This is a genomic window from Microbacterium sp. ZW T5_45 (assembly GCF_044987415.1).
Lineage (GTDB): Bacteria > Actinomycetota > Actinomycetes > Actinomycetales > Microbacteriaceae > Microbacterium.
Genome location: NZ_JBJDRJ010000060.1, coordinates 1 through 15,635, shown reverse-complemented (window position 1 = coordinate 15,635; position 15,635 = coordinate 1). Strand labels below are relative to the sequence as shown.

13 protein-coding genes, 1 tRNA gene and 1 rRNA gene are annotated in these 15,635 nt (G+C 68.0%); 4 read left to right on the top strand and 11 right to left on the bottom strand.

The window, feature by feature from the left end:
- Positions 1 to 108: ribosomal RNA gene (locus ACI3KS_RS18735) — 16S ribosomal RNA — on the bottom strand; the annotation flags it as partial.
- 676 nt (positions 109 to 784) lie between these two features.
- Between ACI3KS_RS18735 and ACI3KS_RS18730 the strand changes: the two genes are divergently transcribed.
- Positions 785 to 2,185: a threonine/serine exporter ThrE family protein gene (locus ACI3KS_RS18730; RefSeq protein WP_404920051.1), complete on the top strand. Its 1,401-nt coding sequence runs from the start codon at positions 785 to 787 to the stop codon at positions 2,183 to 2,185.
- A gap of 76 nt (positions 2,186 to 2,261) precedes the next feature.
- Here the strand turns inward: ACI3KS_RS18730 and ACI3KS_RS18725 are convergent, their stop codons facing one another.
- Positions 2,262 to 2,687, bottom strand: coding sequence for a hypothetical protein (locus ACI3KS_RS18725; RefSeq protein ID WP_404920050.1), 426 nt, complete (start codon positions 2,685 to 2,687; stop codon positions 2,262 to 2,264).
- A 207-nt stretch (positions 2,688 to 2,894) separates the two neighbouring features.
- Between ACI3KS_RS18725 and ACI3KS_RS18720 the strand changes: the two genes are divergently transcribed.
- A complete protein-coding gene (locus ACI3KS_RS18720; RefSeq protein WP_404920049.1) occupies positions 2,895 to 4,142 on the top strand; it encodes an IS701 family transposase in 1,248 nt (415 codons plus the stop codon).
- 162 nt (positions 4,143 to 4,304) lie between these two features.
- Here ACI3KS_RS18720 and ACI3KS_RS18715 read toward each other — a convergent pair.
- Positions 4,305 to 4,395 (bottom strand) — tRNA-Ser (locus ACI3KS_RS18715).
- Positions 4,396 to 4,684: 289 nt separating this feature from the next.
- On the opposite strand from ACI3KS_RS18715, the gene ACI3KS_RS18710 reads away from it, so the two are divergent.
- Positions 4,685 to 5,461, top strand: a complete 777-nt coding sequence (locus ACI3KS_RS18710) for a hypothetical protein (RefSeq protein WP_404920048.1) — start codon at positions 4,685 to 4,687, stop codon at positions 5,459 to 5,461.
- A gap of 220 nt (positions 5,462 to 5,681) precedes the next feature.
- Here ACI3KS_RS18710 and cydC read toward each other — a convergent pair whose 3' ends face one another.
- From cydC to ACI3KS_RS18685, 5 genes are all read right to left on the bottom strand, one after another.
- Positions 5,682 to 7,334, bottom strand: a complete 1,653-nt coding sequence (gene cydC, locus ACI3KS_RS18705; protein ID WP_404920053.1) for a thiol reductant ABC exporter subunit CydC — start codon at positions 7,332 to 7,334, stop codon at positions 5,682 to 5,684.
- Positions 7,335 to 7,339: 5 nt separating this feature from the next.
- Complete coding sequence (gene cydD / locus ACI3KS_RS18700; protein ID WP_404920047.1) at positions 7,340 to 9,100, bottom strand: thiol reductant ABC exporter subunit CydD; 1,761 nt, start codon at positions 9,098 to 9,100, stop codon at positions 7,340 to 7,342.
- A 78-nt stretch (positions 9,101 to 9,178) separates the two neighbouring features.
- Positions 9,179 to 10,198 carry a cytochrome d ubiquinol oxidase subunit II gene (gene cydB / locus ACI3KS_RS18695; RefSeq protein ID WP_404920046.1) on the bottom strand — a complete coding sequence of 340 codons (1,020 nt, stop codon included), beginning with the start codon at positions 10,196 to 10,198 and terminating at the stop codon, positions 9,179 to 9,181.
- 14 nt (positions 10,199 to 10,212) lie between these two features.
- Positions 10,213 to 11,625, bottom strand: coding sequence for a cytochrome ubiquinol oxidase subunit I (locus tag ACI3KS_RS18690; protein ID WP_404920045.1), 1,413 nt, complete (start codon positions 11,623 to 11,625; stop codon positions 10,213 to 10,215).
- Positions 11,612 to 12,244 carry a helix-turn-helix transcriptional regulator gene (locus tag ACI3KS_RS18685; protein ID WP_404920044.1) on the bottom strand — a complete coding sequence of 211 codons (633 nt, stop codon included), beginning with the start codon at positions 12,242 to 12,244 and terminating at the stop codon, positions 11,612 to 11,614. Before ACI3KS_RS18685 ends, ACI3KS_RS18690 begins: the two co-directional genes overlap by 14 nt.
- Positions 12,245 to 12,392: 148 nt before the next feature.
- Between ACI3KS_RS18685 and radA the strand changes: the two genes are divergently transcribed.
- Positions 12,393 to 13,760: a DNA repair protein RadA gene (gene radA / locus ACI3KS_RS18680; protein WP_404920043.1), complete on the top strand. Its 1,368-nt coding sequence runs from the start codon at positions 12,393 to 12,395 to the stop codon at positions 13,758 to 13,760.
- A gap of 9 nt (positions 13,761 to 13,769) precedes the next feature.
- Here the strand turns inward: radA and ACI3KS_RS18675 are convergent, their stop codons facing one another.
- The 3 genes from ACI3KS_RS18675 to ACI3KS_RS18665 all read right to left on the bottom strand — a co-directional run bounded on the left by ACI3KS_RS18675 (position 13,770) and on the right by ACI3KS_RS18665 (position 15,564).
- Positions 13,770 to 14,171, bottom strand: a complete 402-nt coding sequence (locus ACI3KS_RS18675; RefSeq protein WP_404920042.1) for a dehydrogenase — start codon at positions 14,169 to 14,171, stop codon at positions 13,770 to 13,772.
- A gap of 233 nt (positions 14,172 to 14,404) precedes the next feature.
- Positions 14,405 to 15,061: a hypothetical protein gene (locus ACI3KS_RS18670; protein WP_404920041.1), complete on the bottom strand. Its 657-nt coding sequence runs from the start codon at positions 15,059 to 15,061 to the stop codon at positions 14,405 to 14,407.
- Entirely contained in the window at positions 15,058 to 15,564 is a 507-nt protein-coding gene (locus ACI3KS_RS18665) for an amino-acid N-acetyltransferase (protein ID WP_404920052.1), read from the bottom strand. Before ACI3KS_RS18665 ends, ACI3KS_RS18670 begins: the two co-directional genes overlap by 4 nt.
- Positions 15,565 to 15,635 lie beyond the last annotated feature (71 nt).

Genomic DNA, 15,635 nt, shown 5'->3' with positions numbered 1-15,635 from the left:
ACCCGTTCGCCACTGATCCACCCAGCAAGCTGGGCTTCACCGTTCGACTTGCATGTGTTAAGCACGCCGCCAGCGTTCATCCTGAGCCAGGATCAAACTCTCCGTAAAAAAGAAATGCATACAACCATCGGGAAAACGATGACCGCAGCGAGTTTGATGCTGACCAAAGAGATATTCATTGCTGACTATCCGTTGCCAACCCCCCGAAAGGAGCTGGTCTTTGATCCAAAGGAATCTCATCCAGCCGAAACTGAATCGAGGTTATTTGGCATTTGACAAGTGCACGCTGTTGAGTTCTCAAGGATCGGACGCTCCCCCGACCCAGTCATCACAACCAGGCCCGAAGGGCAACTTCACAATCTTATCCGTCTCTCTCAGTCTGTCAAATCGACATGTCGGAGAAGCGGGAAGCTATTCGCATCACCAGGCGCTTACCGCGCCGAGGCAACTCGACTAGCTTATCTCATTCCGTCCGGCTGTCAAATCGACATCTTCAGGAGTGAGAAGCTCCACTTCACACAGAAGTGTGTTTCCGATCTGCTCCGAGAAGCTGATCGAGTGGAGGTGGTTCTCCGCTTGAGGGGGGTGAGGCTCTCGGCCTCTCCGCTTCCCTGTGGGGCGAACAAGTAATAAGTTACGCGGGATCCCGGGTTCTGGCAAATCCATGCCTTCGCCCCGGGCGTGTCGTCCGCCGTTCACCCCGAGTTTCCGCGGATGTGACGGCATCCGAGGGCGCGCGAGCGTCCTCCCGACGCAGGTGACGTCCCCGCAGAGAATGGAGGACGTGTCCCCGAGATCCCCGCGGCGACTGCTCGCCACCGTCCAGAGAATCGTCCACACGGACCCGTCGTCCGTCGCGCATACCGAGGCTCTGCCTCTGATCGACGAGCGCACCGTTCCGCGGGTGCTCGACCTCGCCACGCGCATCGGCGAGTCCATGTTCGCGATCGGAGCATCGGCCCACGACGTCACTCTCGCGATCACGCGCGTGTGCACCGCGTACGGGATGCGCGACGTGCAGGTCGACGTCACCTACAACTCGATCACCGTCTCCTTCCACCTCAGCGGTGAGGTCTGGCCCGAGACGCTGGTGCGCGTCGTCCGTGTCGCCGCACCCGATCACGCCAAGCTGCAGCGGGTGCAGGCGCTGGTCGCCGACATCGAAGACGGCCTCGACCTCGACTCCGCTCGTACGGCTTTCCGTGCCATCCGTCGCGTGCCCTTCCGCTATCAGCAGCCGGTCGTCGTGATCGCCCGCGCCCTGCTCGCCGTCGGCGTGAGCATCATGCTCGGGGCCTCGCCACTCATCGTCGGCCTCACCTTCGTCGCCGCACTGAGCGCCGCTCTCACCCAGGCGGGTCTCGCGCGGCTGCGCGTCCCCCTGTTCTTCAGTCAGATCGCGGGAGGCTTCGTGACCACCGCTGTCGCCGTCGCCGTATCCGCGCTCGGGGCCGCAGGGATCGAGCCCTTCGTCGGCATCCGTCCGTCGATCATCGTCGCGTCCGGCATCGTGCTGATGCTCGCCGGGCTGACCGTGGTCGGGGCGGCACAGGACGCGATCGACGGTTTCGCCCTGACGGCGGGCGGACGCATCCTCGATCTGACCATGCAGACGCTCGGAGTGGTGATCGGCATCCTCGTCGGGCTGGAACTCGGCGGCGTCCTCGGATTCACGATGGATCTCCCCGACGATCCCGCTCCGTTCGGTCCTCTCCCGAGCCAGGTCATCGGCGCGATCATCATCGCCGTATCGGTCGCGGTGTTCAACGGCGCCGGCATCCGGATCATCCTCGTCAGCGCACTCCTCAGTGCAGTCACGCTGGCCGGGTACACGGGCGGTGTCGCGGTGCAGTTGCATCCGGCGGCGGCGAGCGCGATCGGTGCTCTGCTCGCGAGCTTCGTCGGGATGCTGCTCGCACGACGGATGCATGTGCCCTCGGTCGCGGTGACCACCGCGGCGATCGTCCCCCTGGTTCCCGGCGTCGCCGTGTTCCAGGGGTTGCTCGAGATGGTGCATGCGTCGGGGAGTTCGACCGTGATGCTCGGCATCGGGGGTTCGCTCGTCGACGCCGCGGTGATCGGCATCGGGCTCGCCTCCGGCGCATCGCTCGGTCTGTACCTGGGGACGCCGGTGCAGGCGACGCTGTCGAGCGTGGCTCGGACGCGGGCGCGCGTCAGGCGCTAGCCCGAAGCATCCGTGGACGGGGCGCGCAGCCGTCGACGTTCCGCGGCGAGCTGATCGGTTCGGAGCGGGAGTCGTTTCAGACACGGAAGGCGCCGGGCAGCTTTCCAGAAGTGCGCTCGTAGCGGAGCGTCCAGTCGTCCGCATCCGCAGCGTGGTGGGCGATGGTGGCATGTGCGGCGTCCGCTGCCCCTTTCCGCGAAGCGGCCATGCCAGCCGTCGCGCCCAGCTCACCGTCGACGACGCGAGCGAAGATATTGATGACGATCTTGCCGTCGCCGGCCCGCGCACCGCGGTCGTGACCGTCGACGAATCCGAGCCCACGCTCGTCGAGGAAGACGTCGAGCCATTCCGTGGCCCGTTCGATGAGGCGGCAGTCGTAGGCGCTGTTGCGCATCGGGAACTGGATGACGACGACGTCACGTCCGTCGTCATCGACCTCGATGAACCCCTTATCGAGGTACGGGGCGGCGAGCTGATCGATCGGAGTCGACTCCGGATTCATGCCCGTCTCCCGAACGGAGCCCGCGCGTCCGAGCGTGCCCTCGCGCACCACCCAGTCGCCCGTCGCGGCGCTCGGCCAAATCTGCGCGAAACGACACGGATCGCCATCCGTCACCAGTTGCATTTCGCCCCCGCTCAATTCGCGTCGTCCACTAGTAGTACTTGGTTAGGTTTTGTTAATGGTCGCGGAGACTGTTAACCTCGCGGCGTGCGAGCGGATGAGATCGAGCGGGTGCGCAGTGAGTTGGATGGGTTCGTTGGCGAGGTGTTCGCGTCGCTTTCGCGGAAGGATCAGCGGTCGAAGGGCAGCTTGTATCTGCAGGGGCTGATGTTGGAGGGGCGGCGGAAGTCGATGCAGCCGATGGGCGATCGGCTCGGGGTCGATTACCAGCAGTTGCAGCAGTTCGTGTCCTCATCGCCGTGGCAGGTCGAGCCGGTCCGCCGCCAACTCGCCCGCAAGGCTGTCTCGCTGATCGCGCCGGAGGCGTGGGTGGTCGATGACACCGGGTTCGTCAAAGACGGACCCGCCTCTCCGGGGGTCGCGCGTCAGTACTCGGGCACGATCGGGAAAGTCGGGAACGTGCAGATCGGCGTCTCGATCCATGCGGTCACTGACGCTGCGTCGTGTCCGTTGGATTGGCGGCTGTTCCTCCCCGAGGGATGGGATGAGACTTGTTCGGAGACCAACGAGCATGCCGAGTTGGTTGCCGCTCGTCGGGTCAAGGCACAGATCCCCGACACCGTCCGCCACCGACCGAAGTGGGAGCTCGCGTTGGAGATGATCGACGAACTTCGCACGTGGAGACTCGCCCCGCCGGTGATGGTCGGTGACGCCGGCTACGGCGAGATCGGACACTTCCGCACCGGGCTGACCGAGCGCGCGATCCCGTATGTTGTGCAGGTCAAGTCATCCACGAGTGTGCACGATGCCGCGGCCAGGTTTGAGATCCCCACCCCGACGGGCCGACCAGGCCGGCCGGCCACGCAGCCGAGTTACCAGAGCGACCCGGTCCAGGCAAAGAGCTACGCGGCGGCGCTGCCGGGTGAGGCGTTCGAGGAGGTGTCCTGGCGGCAAGGCTCCAAAGGGACGATGACCAGCCGATTTGCCGCTCGCAGAGTCCGCCCGGCGAATCGGAACATTCCCCGTCACGCCGACGGGTCGCTGCCCGAATGCTGGCTGCTGGTCGAATGGGCACACGACGAGTCGGAGCCCACCGACTACTGGCTCTCGACACTCCCCGAGACCACACCGATCGCCGAGTTGGTGCGGCTCGGGAAGATCCGGTGGCGCATCGAGCACGACTACCGCGAACTCAAACACGGCCTCGGCCTGGACCACTTCGAAGGACGCACCTGGCCAGGCTGGCACCACCACGTCACGCTCGTGACCGCCGCTCATCTCTTCGTCACACTCCAGCGCCTGACCGCCGACCCAAAAGCGGCAGGGGCAGCCTGACCTTCTACGAGATCCTTCGCGAACTCCAAACCGCGGTCATCCGTCTCCTCAGCTGCTGCCCCTACTGCCAACGCGCCGGACCAACCTAACCAAGTACTACTAGGGATCTACGCGAGAGGTCATCCGGATACGGAAAAACCCCCGATTTCTCGGGGGCTTCCATGGCGGTGACGGTGGGATTTGAACCCACGGTAGGGGGTTACCCTACACAACTTTTCGAGAGTTGCACCTTCGGCCGCTCGGACACGTCACCGCGGACTAGCTTACGACACCGCGTGCCCGTGCGCGAATCGAGATGGATGCGGCGCGCCGAGGTCGCCGCTCGGGCCTATCGACGCCCCCGCTGAGCTACGACACCCCCACTGATTCACGCGCATGCGCGGGGGCGTCGGCGGATGCTGCGCCGGTCGGAGACGACGGGCGCAGATGCCAACGGATGCTGCGGGCGTCGGCTCCCGGGTTATCTCCGGCATCCGCCCCTGACGCCGGGAATCTGGCGAGTTAGGATTACCTCAGCGACACCCCCGACGGAAGGACGCGGCATGGGATTCATCACCTCCGAGGCACTCGCCGAGACCGGATACGTCGTCCTCGACGACCACGACCAGGCCGCCGACCCGGCCGAATGGCTCGACCTCGAGTACGTCCCCTGGCGTTCGTCGGGCATCACCCGCTTCGCGCCGCTCGCGAGTTACGCCGGCGACCTCGAGTGCAACGGATTCTGGAACCACACCCCTCCGCGCACCGACAAGGACGGCGTCTGGGTCGAATCGCAGGTCGCTCTCGCGCCCGTTCTGCAGCGTCGTGCCCTCGAGCCCGGAGCCCCGATCGGGCGGTGCCGCGTCATCGAACTGCAGCCCAACGAGTATGCGGACGCGATCTACAACCTGCACCAGGACGACAACAACCGCCTCAACGACGAGGGCACCGGCTGGGTCGTCCGCGGTTACTACAACCTCACCGACGACTCCGACTCGATGCTGATCCTGCGCACCGACCGGTTCGACCCGGCGACCGAGATCCGCCTGCCGCTGCGCGAAGGATCGCGCATCATCGTCGACACCCAGCGCTTCTGGCACGCGGTGTGGCATCGCGGCGTCGCGCCACGCTTCGCTCTCATCACCTCGTGGACGTCAGGTCCCGAGCTGGACGCCTACATCGCGGCGAACAACGGTGACCCGCATCCGGAGACGATCGAGCTCGATCCGGAATTCGTGGATGCCGCGCAGCTCGAGCTGCACCGCCGCATCGAGGAGCGCCGCAGGGCGTTCGAGGCGATGGGCGTCGTCATGGAACCCCCGGTCGATCTGGCGCGCTGAGAACAGTCCACTCGGTCGTTGAGCGAGGAGCGCAGCGACGAGCTGGCCGCACGGTGACGTTTCGTCTCGCTTCGCTCGCTCAACGACCGGAAGAAGGACACCCGGTCGTTGAGCGACGAGCGCCGTACTGAGCGAGCGCAGCGAGACGAAGTGACGAAACGCCCCGCCCCAGACGTTTCGTCTCGCTTCGCTCGCTCAACGACCGACGGGGACCGCCCGGTCAACCTCCGAGAGTGCGGCCGCCCTCGATCCGCACCACCCGGTCCACCGAGCCCGACGGCGGCGCGACGTGCGAGATGAGCAGCACCGACTGCTCGCCCGCCGCTCCCAGCAGGTCGCGAAGCAGAGCATCCGACGCATCCGGATCCACACCGGCTGTCGGTTCATCCAGCACCAGCACCGGGAAGCCGCGCAGCAGAGCCCGCGCCAGCGCGAGCCGCTGCGCCTGTCCACCCGAGACCAGAGCGCCGCGATCGCCGACCCTCGCATCCAACCCGCCGCGCTGCTCGGCCCATTCGGCGAGACCGACGCGATCGAGCACCTCGAGCAGTTCGGCGTCCGTCGCCGAGTCGCGGGCGAACAGCAGGTTCTGTCGGATGTCCTCGTCGAACAACTGCGGAGCCTGCTCGCAGAGTCCGATCGTACGCCGCAGCGACGCACCTGACATCGACGAGGCGGCGACCCCGCCGACCGTGTACTCGCCCTCGACCCGCAGGAACCCGACGAGCGCCGCGGCCAGCGAGCTCTTGCCCGCTCCGCTCGGACCCGACACGAGCACCCGCTCCCCCGGCGCGAGGTCCAGATCGACGCCGGCGAACGCGACGGCGCCACCGGGCCAGGATGCTCGGACACCACGCAGGCGCACCGCGGGAACGGCGTCGAACTCGGCATCCGTTCCGTCATCCGTCCGCAGCTCGGCCGGGAACTCCTCCGGCAGCGTCGACGAGATCCGCGTCGCGCTCGACCGCACGCTCCGCCATGATGCGGCCGCGATCGGCACGGCGCCGAAGATCTCGAACACCACCATGGGCACGAGCACGACGACCGCGAGCCAGGGGCCGTCGATGCCTCCGGTCACGAGTGCGGGCGACGCTGCCGCGATGGCCCAGACGGATGCTGCGCCCGCGGCCAGCGAGACCACGCCGGCGGCGATCGCCTGCGCCAGCGACGCCCGCGAGACCGCGCGCCGCAGCACCCGATCCGCCGCGGCGATGCGGTCCTGCGCCTGCGTCTCGGCACCGTAGGCGAGCAGCACGTCGAGGTTGCCGTAGTAGTCGACGAGAGCCGCCGACACCTCGGCGCGGTGCGATGAGACCACGCTCTCCGCGCGGGAGCCGAACACCCAGCCCAGCCCGATCGCCGCGAGGGCTGCGAGCAGCAGGCACAGCGCGAGGGCGAGCGCGGCGCTGGGCGAGATCAGCGCGACCACCGCGACGGCGCCCACCGCGACGACACCGGCAACGCCGAGAGGCTGCACCACCCGCAGCGGCAGATTCTGCAGGTTCTCGACATCGTCGACGAGGGCCGACAGCACGCGGCCATGGTCGGTGCGCCCAAGGCCGGCGGGCGACAGCGGCGTCAGCCTCCGCACCAGATCCGAGCGCGTGCGCGCCAGCTGTCGCAGCGCCGCATCATGCCCGGTGAGCCGTTCCAGGTAACGGGTCACCGCGCGTGACACCGCGAAGAACCGCACGCCGACGACAGCAACCGACAGCGGCACGAGCGAGTCGACGATCGAGGCGCTGACGATCAGCCAGCCGCTCACCGCGAGCAGGCTCACCGCAGCGGTCGCCGAGAGCACGCCCCAGATCAACCCGGGCAGGAACCTCCGCACCGGCGGCTGCGCCGAGAGCAGCACCTCGCGCACCGACACCCCGCTCACGCGTGCACCCCCAGCTCCACGACCTGATCCGCGATTCCCCGGGCCGACCGGCGGTGCGAGACGAGGAGCACGGTGGCTCCGGCATCCGCGATCTGCCGCACCGATGCCCACAACCGTTCCTCGGTGTCGGCGTCGAGCGCGCTCGACGGCTCGTCGAGCGCGAGCACACGGTCGGCCCCGCGTGCATGTCGGTACAGCGCCCGGGCCACGGCGACGCGCTGCGCCTGCCCTCCGGACAGCCCGCTCCCCTGCACGCCGAGTTCCAGGTCGGCGTCGATGCCGTCGGCGCAGGCCGCGGCGAGCGCGGCGCGGATGCCGTCGGCGTCGGGCTCTGGATCACCGAGGGCGACGTTCGCGGCGACCGTGCCACGCGAGAGCTGCGGCCGCTGCCCCGCCCAGGCGAGCCAGTCGGCCGGGCTGAGCTCGCGCACATCGGTGCCGCCGACCGCCGCCGAACCCTCGAACGCGGTCGCTCCGCGGAGCGCGGCCAGCAGGCTCGACTTGCCCGCACCGCTCGGTCCTTCGATGAGAGTGACGGTTCCGGGGGTGGCCTCGAACGACACAGGCGGGAGGTCCCGCACGCGGAGGTCCGTCACCGTCAGCGAGCCGCGATCGGATGCGGGGCGTTTCGTCTCGCTACGCTCGCTCAACGACCGAGTTCCGTCTGCGGGGCGTTTCGTCTCGCTACGCTCGCTCAACGACCGGGTTCCGTCCGCGGGGCGTTTCGTCTCGCTACGCTCGCTCAACGACCGGGTTCCAACGGGGCGTTTCATCTCGTCGCTGCGCTCCTCGCTCGACGACCGGGCGGCACCCCGGGCCTCATCGAGCACCGCGAACACGTCCTCCGTGGCCGCGACGCCCTCGGCGGCCGCGTGGAACTGCACCCCGACCTGGCGGATCGGCAGGAACGCCTCGGGGGCGAGCAGCAGCACGAACAGTCCGACCTCGAGCGACATGTCCCCCGACAGCAGCCGGAATCCGACGGCCACGGCGATCAGCGCGACGGCGAGCGACGACAGCAGCTCGAGCGCGAATCCCGAGAGGAACGAGAAGCGCAGCACCTTCATCGTCTCGCGGCGGTACTCGTCGGCCGTCGCCTCGATCCGGTCGGCCGCGCGACGGTCGCGACCGAACAGTCGCAGCGTCGAGAGTCCCTGCACGGTGTCGGCGAACCGGGTGGCGAGCGTCTGCAGTGTCTGCCACTGCCGGCGCTGCACGGTGCGGGTCGCCATGCCGATCAGAACCATGAACACGGGGATCAGCGGCAGCGTGACGATCGCGGTGAGGCCGCTCGCCCAGTCCTGCCACCACATCACCGCGACGATCACGGGCGTCGCGATCACGGTCAGGACCAGCTGCGGGATGTAGCGCGCGAAGTACGCGTCGAGCGCCTCGAGCCCGTGCCCCGCGGTGACGGCGAGCGCCGTGCGGTTGCGCTGCGCGAGCCATCCAGGGCCCAGTCTCCCCACTGCTGCGACGAGCGCCGCCCGCAGCTGGGCTCCGGTGGCGGCCGCCGAACGCATGCCCGCGGCGTCGGATGCCGCGATCAGCACGCCGCGCAGGGCAGCGAGTCCGAGCATCCACAGCAGCGACGAGGTGACGTCGCGTCCGGCGAGTGCGCCGGTGACGGCATCCGTCAGCATCCAGGCGAACGCGATCGTGACCGCGGTCTGCACCACGCCGATGAGAGCGGATGCCGCGACGAAACCGCGAGCCGCACGCGCGTAGCGCAGCAGTCGAGGGTCCAGGGGCTTCACACTCTCACGCTCCGGTCGCACTCGTCGGCAGTCTCCTGATCGACGTTACACCGCGGCATCCGGCCATCAGTCGGCCGGTCAGTGGGCGGGGGCCGCCTCGATGTGCCGACGGGTCACCCGCTTGCGGAACACCCAGTAGGTCCACCCCTGGTAGAGCAGCACGAGCGGGATCGCGATGAGCGCGGTCCAGCTCATGATCGTGAGCGTGTACGGCGTGCTCGACGCGTTCTCGATCGTCAGGCTCCAGGCGGGGTCGAGCGTCGAGGGCATCACGAACGGGAACAGCGCGGCGAACAGCATCACGACGGCGGCAGCCACGGTCACCGCACCTGAGGCGAAGGCCCAGCCGTCTCGTCCGCGCATCGAGAAGACCACGGCGCCGATGAGCGACAGGGCGGCGAGCGCGCCGCACCCGATCACAAGCCACAGCAAGGGCGCCTCGCGGCCCGCCGACATCGCGATGGTCCAGACCACGGTCGCCGCGGCGGCGAGGATCGTCGGGATCGCCGCAAGACGTGCCAGCCTGCGGGCATCCGCGTGCACCTGATCGTCGGTCTTCAGCGCGACGAAGAGCACGCCGTGCAGGAAGAACAGCAGCAACGTCGTGAGACCGACGAGGATCGCATAGGGGTTCAGCAGTCCGAGCAGCCCACCGACGTAGATGTGGTTCTCATCGATGGCCACGCCCTGCACGATGTTGCCGAAGGCGACGCCCCAGAGGAACGCCGGCACGGCGGAGCCGATCACGATCATCCGGTCGAAGCCCTGCTTCCACTTCCGCGACTCGCGCTGGTGCCGGTACTCGAACGAGACGCCGCGCAGGATGAGCGCGAGCAGGATCGCGAGCAGCGGCAGGTAAAACCCGCTGAACAGGGTGGCGTACCACTCCGGGAACGACGCGAACAGGCAGGCGCCGGCGACGATCACCCAGGTCTCGTTGAGGTCCCACACCGGGCCGATCGTGTTGATCACCTGGCGGCGCGAGACGTCGTTCTTGCCGAGGAACGGCAGAGACATGCCGACCCCGAAGTCGAAACCGTCGAGCACGAAGTAGCCGACGAAGAAGAAGCCGACGATCCAGAACCACATGTATTCCATGGCGTGCCCCGCTCTCAGTACACGACCGACGACAGCTGGGCCGTCTCGTCGTGCGGTTTCTCTTCGGTGTCGGGCCCCTTCTGCGCGGCCTTGATGATGAGGCGGACCTCGACCACGGCGAGCGCGGCGTAGATCGAGGTGAACGCGATGAGCGAGATCAGCACCTCGAGTCCGGTGGTTCCGGGCGAGACGCCGTCCTTCGTGGTCATGAGGCCGAACACGATCCAGGGCTGCCTGCCCATCTCGGTGAAGACCCAGCCCATGATGTTGGCGGCGAGCGAGAGCGGGAACGACCAGATCGCGAGCTTCCACATCCACGGCGCCAGGGGCTTCGCGTTCTTGCGGGTCAACCAGAGACCGGCGACGGCGACGAGCGCCGAGGCGATGCCGAGGCCGATCATCCAGCGGAACGCCCAGTAGGTCACCCAGAGAATGGGTGCGAAGTCGCTGAGACCGGTGTCGGCGTACGTGGCGCCGTACTCGGCGTTCAGGTCGACGATTCCGTGCACGCAGGCGTCGAAGGAGTGCGTCGAGAGCACCGAGAGCAGGTACGGCACTCGTATCGAGAAGAGCTCGGAGCTGCCGTCCGGAGTGCCCAGCGTGAAGATGCTGAACGAGGCGTCGTAGCCGCAGACCGTGTTGAACGTCGCCTCGGCCGCTGCCATCTTCATCGGCTGCGCCTGGTACATCGCGAGTCCGAGCTGATCGCCCGAGAGGATGACGCCGGCGGTCGAGATGATCATGGCCCAGAGCCCGAACTTCAGCGAGATGCGCATGGTGTCCAGGTGCTGGCCGCGAGAGAGGTGCCACGCCGAGACCGAGATCACGACACCGGCGGCGAACATGAAGGCGCCGAAGATCGTGTGCGGAAAGGCGGCGAGCGCGACGGGGTTGGTCAGCAGCGCCCAGAAGTCGGTGAGCTCCGCCCGGTTGGTCTCGGCGTTGTAGACGTAGCCGACCGGGTTCTGCATGAACGCGTTGGCGGCGATGATGAAGTACGCCGACAGGATGCTGCCGATCGCGGTGCACCAGATGGTGGCGAGGTGCAGCTTCTTCGGCAGCTTGTCCCACCCGAAGATCCACAGGCCGATGAACGTCGCCTCGAAGAAGAAGGCGAAGAGTCCCTCGAAGGCGAGGGGAGCTCCGAAGACGTCGCCGACGAAGCGCGAGTAGTCCGACCAGTTCATGCCGAACTGGAACTCCTGCACGATGCCGGTGACGACGCCCATGGCGAAGTTGATGAGGAAGATCTTGCCGAAGAAGCGGGTGAGGTGCAGGTAGTGCAGCTTGCCGGTGCGCACCCAGGCGGTCTGGAAGATCGCGGTGACCGAGACCATGCCGATCGTCAGCGGCACGAACAGGTAGTGGTAGACGGTCGTCAGTCCGAACTGCCACCGGCTCAGGACGAGCGGATCAAGCCATTCCATGTGTCACTCCTCGAAGGTCACCCAGCTGAACCGTGCATTCCGATGCGGTCTCACCACGCACGCACTCCGCGGTGAGCGGGCCGCCGGCTTCGGCGAGCACCCCCTGCATCAGAATGAGATGGACCCGGCACAGCACGGGACGGTCTTCTGGACGAGCCGCCGCATGCGGGCACGGGGCGAGATCGACCGTGAGCTGCACGTCGTCGACGACGGGCTCGAAGCCGCTCTCCTCCAGGTGTTCGATCAGAGCGTCGAGTTGGGCGTCGGCGTCCCGGCCGAGATCGGATGCCGCGGCGGGCAGGATCCGGCGGAGCAGATCTCCGCGAGCAGCCGCGGCCTTCGCCTTGTCGCGGGCGACGGGACTGGAGGCCCCGGGAGCGCCGGTGGCCGCGCTGTAGAGGGTGCGAGGGCGTCCGCGGACCGTGCGGTGCTCGGTCTGCGCGATCACATAACCCCCGTCGATCAGCCTCTGCAGGTGCTCGCGCACGGTATTCGCGTGGAGACCTGTGGCATCGCTCAGCTCGCCGATCGTCCGGTCGGAACGGGTCTGCACCAGGTGCAGGATGCGCACTCTGGAGTAGCTGGAGATCGGCCCGCACACGGGCCCGGCAGTGGCCATGTCTTCATTATGTTCCGCGGAATACCGGGCCTGAACGGGTTCGGCCGTGAATAATCGTCGCCGCGATAGGGATGTCGGATTCCGGCGATAGCGGGTCGGTATGAGGGCTCGTCGGCCCGGTGTCGGACGCCGACGTTAGCCTGGTGTGATGGCCGCCCGTAAACCCGCACCTCCCGCTTTCGTCTGCACCGAGTGCGGGTGGACGACCGCGAAGTGGGTGGGCCGCTGCGGTGAGTGCCAGCAATGGGGCACCGTGCAGGAGCAGGGGGCGCAGACCGGCATCCTGCAGCGCGTGACGGCAGTGGTGCCGGCATCCGATCGCGTGGCCCGTCCGATCACGCAGATCACGACGACGGATGCTCCGCGCCGGACGAGCGGCGTCGCCGAGTTCGACCGCGTGCTAGGCGGTGGCATCGTCCCCGGGGCGGCGATCCTGCTGAGCGGCGAACCCGGCGTCGGCAAGTCGACGCTGCTGCTCGAGGTGGCGGCCAAGGCCGCGTTCTCGGGCCGGCGCGTGCTGTACGCGAGCGCCGAGGAGTCCCCCGCGCAGGTGCGGCTGCGTGCCGAGCGCACCGGCGCCCTGCACGATGAGCTCTACCTCGCGAGCGAGACCGATCTCGGCACCGTGCTCGGGCACATCGACGCCGTGCAGCCGCAGCTCGTGATCGTCGACTCCGTGCAGACCGTGGCCTCGTCGACGATCGACGGCGCGGCAGGGCAGCCCAGTCAGGTGCGCGAGGTGGCGGCCGCGCTGATCCGGGTCGCGAAGGAACGGTCGATCCCGATCATCATCGTCGGCCACGTCACGAAGGACGGCCAGGTCGCCGGGCCCCGCGTGCTCGAACACCTCGTCGACGTCGTCTGCCATTTCGAAGGCGACCGGCAGACTTCGCTGCGGTTCCTGCGCGCGCTGAAGAACCGGTTCGGCCCGACGGACGAGGTCGGATGCTTCGAGATGAACGGCGACGGCATCGCCGAGGTTCCCGACCCCTCTGGGCTCTTCCTCTCGCAGGGCGAGACCGAGCCCGGCACCTGCGTAGCCATCGCCCTCGAAGGGCGCCGCGCGATGCCCGTCGAGGTGCAAGCGCTCACGGTCAAGAGCACAGCTCCGAACCCGCGCCGGGTGGTGCACGGGCTCGACTCGTCACGCGTGGCGATGATCCTCGCCATCCTCGAACGGCGGGCGGGGATCGCGACCTCCGACAAGGACGTCTACGTCTCGACCGTCGGCGGCGTGCGGTTCACCGAGCCCGCCGCCGATCTCGCGATCGCCCTCGCCGTGGCGGGGACGATCCAGAACGCCAGGGTTCCGCGCACCGTCGCTGCGGTCGGGGAGCTCAGCCTCGCCGGTGAGGTCCGCCCGGTGACCCAGGCGGCGCAGCGCCGTTCGGAGGCCGCGCGGCTCGGCTACGAGCAGGTGATCGACGACCGCTCGAAGACGGTGGCCGCCGCGCTCGCCGACGCGAGGGCGCGCGACAGTTCCCGCCGCCCCGAGGGCGACATCCCGCCGTTCTGAGTCGGCTGGTCAGGCCTCGAGAGCCTTGAGAAGGTCGGCGGGAGACGCCTGCATCGGATGCGGGCCGGCGATGTCGAGGAAGACCGTCGTGATCGGGTGCGCGCCGAGGAACGACCGCAGCCAGGCCGCCGAGAAGATCCCGACACCCGGCGGCAGGTTCTCGGGCTTGTTCTTCGCGTCGCTGAACAGCAGCAGAGCGAGGTCGCCGCTGCTCGGATCGCGGTACGTCCACACCTCACCCGAGTCGAGGGGGTTGTCGCGGGCGCCGGGCTTCACGAGCGGGACCACCGTCGTGCCGTTGCGCAGTGCGAGGGCGACGGCGGCGATGTCCTGCTTCTCGAGGGCCTGAGCGAGAGCATCCGATCGGAATTCCTCGGGTGCCGGCTTCTTCTTCGCCCTCTTCGCTGCCATGCTGCCAGCTTAACGAATGCGGCCCTCTCGAGACCCGCATTGGGGACTGGGGTGCTCGAGAGGACCGGATGACTCTCGAGCGACGGATGTCGAAGCGCTGGGGACGCTGTATCTCGACGCCACTGGGGATGGCTTGGTTCGCCGCATATCTCCGAGAGTCAGGTCAATGGTATCCCAAAGATCGCCATCTGTCGCCCGCGGGCGCATCGTCGGAGCGGATGCTGAGCGGACGTTCAGTTGAGCAGGATCTGCTTGGACCCGGCCGAGCTGAAGCCGCCGATCTGCACGTCGACGTGGTACGAGGCTCCGCCGCCGGTCGCTCGTGGGCGGTTCGCCTCTCCGCAGGTCTCGACGCTCGACCGCGTGCGGTCCCAGGTCACGGGAGTCTTGCTCTCGACCGTGGCGCCGGCCGTGAGCGTCACGATCATGCTGCTCGGATTCTCCTGGCAGTCGGTGGAGCGCCACCACACGTCATCGCCGCTCGACACCGTGAACACCTGGGTCGTCGACCCGACATCCATCGTGCAGTCGGTGGGCCCATTGTTCGTCAGCCGGATCGACAACTGGGGCAGGACGCCCGGATCGTAGGAATCGGCGTCCGACACCGCCTCGACGACGATGTCCTGTGCCTCGCACGCGACCGGACCTGTCGCGTCGGCGCTCGGTTCCGTCGTCGGAGTCGCCTCGGACGCGGTGGGCGTGGGCTCGGTCGCGTCCGGCGACGGGCTCGAGGTGGAGCTCTCGGTGGGCGCAGGCTTCGCCGAAGCATCCGCCCAGGGCTGCGCGATCAGCAGCCAGACTCCGACGCCGATCGCCGCCAGCACGACGAGCAGGCCGCCGAGGACGACGATGCGCCGTCGGCGGTAGACGGCGGCGGACTGACGGATCACGAGCCGAGCCTCTTGAGCATCCGGGTGTTGCCGAGGGTGTTCGGCTTGACGTGCGCGAGGTCGAGGAACTCCTCGACGCCGGCGTCGCCGCTGCGCAGCAGCTGCGAGTAGACGTCGGAGTCGACGACCTGCTCACCGATCGGGGTGTAGCCGCGTCGCCCGAAGAAGTCGACTTCGAACGTGAGGCAGAAGAGCCGCGAGAGGCCGAGGGTCTTGGCGTTCTCCTCGAGCCGGTCGACGATCGCGCGGCCCACACCGTGGTGCAGCCAGGCGTCGCTCACGAGCAGCGTGCGGACCTCGCCGAGGTCCTCCCAGAACACGTGCAGCGCACCGCATCCGATGAGTTCGCCGTCGGCTTCGGCGACGACGAACTCCTGTACCGCGCCGTAGAGGACCGCGAGATCCTTGCCGAGGAGGATGCGCTTCTCGACCATCGGCTGCAGCAGGTTCCGGATGCCGATCACGTCGGCGCTGCGCGCCGGCCGCACGATGTAGTCGCTCACGGCATCCAGCCTAGGACTCCGCGCCTGGACGGCCGCTCGGCGCGCGCGGGTCGCGGTGGGCGCGTCCGAGC